Genomic DNA, 2164 nt, shown 5'->3' with positions numbered 1-2164 from the left:
AATAAAAAACATTTGAACACTCTGTGCCTTGTGCCTGTTGCCTTATGCCTAAAACACAAACGTTAAATTCTACAATAAACCTCTGATTGATAACCTTTATATTTACTCTAAGCTCTTTTAATAGTTCGATATTACAATTTAACAACCTAATAACTGATGAAAACTTCTATTCTACAAATGCTTTCGAAAATGCGTAAAATCGCCATTTTCTCCGTTGTTTTATCGCTCATTACTACTTGTCAAAATTGGTCTATTGCTCAAAATGACTCTAGCTCGGTCATATTTAGACCAGAAAAAATATTATTTGAGCTTAACAAAAACACTTACATAGCTGGGGAGGATATTAAGCTAGAAGCATGGATTTTGGATGCGGTATCGCTTCAAGCCACCTCACTGAGTGTTCCTTTGTATATCGATTTGGTTCATCCTAAAACTCGAACTGTAGTAGACCGATGGATATTCAAAATTAAAGATGGTCAAGTAAAGCAGACACTTAAAACAGATGCTAAATTAACCTCAGGTATTTACACGATGAGGGTATATACCAATTGGGCTAGAAACTTTTTCATCCCACAACAAAACTTCACCATATTGAATATCAACTACGAAAAGGATATTTCTACGACCAAAATAGATACCAATATTCACTTTTTTGACCAGCCCATTGCCCAAACATGGAACCGAATCGCATTTGAGATAAAAGATAACTTTGGCAATCCTATCGAAGAAAAGGTATGGCTTATGAGCAATCAAAAAGACACCCTTATCGCTATCCAGACCAATAAACAAGGTATTGGAATAGTGGAATTTCAGCCATCTCTTCAAGATACTTTCCAACTTAAAATGGGTAATAAAATCCTGCCCTTACCTAGCACGCTTGTTAGTGGTAATACTATTTTAATCGATAGAATACCCGAAAGTGATTTGCTAAAAATTAGAGTACAAAATGTAAAACCTATTAAAGACACACTACTTTTACTCATTCACCAGCAAGGGAAAATAATTAATCAACTTTCAGTATTTTCTCCAAAAAACTCTACAAGAATAGATTTCAATACCAAAGACATAGCGCCAGGTATTATCAACTTCTCCCTTGTTGATGCCAACATGGAAGTACTGTGTCAGAAAATGTACTACCTAGAGCAACCTAGCATTGGCTCCACAAAGAAAAAATGGTTATTAGATACAGAAACTGGTAGTAAGTTGAGCCATTTATCGCATGATGACATCAATCTTCAGCTCCTAACGCTTGAAAATAAACTATACAAACTAGAAAAAAACAAACACTATCACTATTTTCCACAAGATAATATTGAAGTAAAAGGAAAGTTAATAGCAAACCCTAAAATCAATCCTCAAAAGCTTAGCGTAACCATGCTTTTGGAAAGCAACGATATACCTGCATCCTTCACGTCTGGAATTCATTTTGCGGAAATGGATGAAAGTGGTTTATTTACTTTTCATAATCTAGATTTTTACAATAAAGCAACGGCTACCATATCTGTTCAAAACCAAAAGGAATCTATTCCATTTAAAATAGATGAAGACTATATTGCTCCAATCCAGATTGATGCCCTAGAAATTGATTGGCGCTTATTCAAAGCTCCCAAAATCCAAGAAGAACTGAAATTGGCACAGAAGGAGACTTTTGAGAAGCTTCAAAAAGTAGATATAGAAAAATCTACGGAGTTAAAAGAGGTAATAGTTAAGGGAAAATCCAATACTAAAAAATATGACATGAACCTCTTTTCGAGAGAACCAACACAATCAATTGATATTCAAAAACGCTTTTTGGGACAGAGCTTTATGGGTAATTACTACAAACAATTCATAGGCCCAAGAGCCGTAAAATATATGCCTACTTTGATTATCAAGTACTTTCTTGATGGATTCGAAATAAGCCCTGATATGCTCGACCAAACTACACTTCCAATGGGGCATATCTCACGGATGGATATTTATGATGGCTATGAAGCCTCCATTTATGGTGCAAATATAGTCGTAGCGTTCAAATCAAGAGATGGTTCTCAACCTGTAGCCACAACTTCATTTTCAGAAAAGAATAAACAAAATAAGTTTACTGTGCAAGGTTATACAAAGTCCACGGAAATAAGGTAAATAGGCATAATCTTTTCTTTTATTCGTAAAAAACAAACAGGCACAA

The 2164-nt window shown here is 34.8% G+C and carries 1 protein-coding gene; it reads left to right on the top strand.

Going from position 1 to position 2164, the window contains the following annotated elements; all coding sequences use genetic code 11:
- The first annotated feature begins 156 nt into the window (after positions 1-156).
- Positions 157-2118, top strand: coding sequence for a hypothetical protein (locus ACOVQ4_RS05730; RefSeq protein ID WP_421819694.1), 1962 nt, complete (start codon positions 157-159; stop codon positions 2116-2118).
- Positions 2119-2164 lie beyond the last annotated feature (46 nt).

The sequence above is a fragment of the Flectobacillus sp. genome (genome assembly GCF_049240685.1).
GTDB lineage: Bacteria > Bacteroidota > Bacteroidia > Cytophagales > Spirosomataceae > Flectobacillus.
Note: the sequence above shows the minus strand (reverse complement) of the source record. Positions and strands in the feature narration are given on the sequence as shown.

Excerpts from the sequence above, each read along its gene's own strand:
- ACOVQ4_RS05730 (WP_421819694.1), top strand. The coding sequence starts at position 157 with ATGAAAACTTCTATTCTACAAATGCTTTCGAAAATGCGTAAAATCGCC.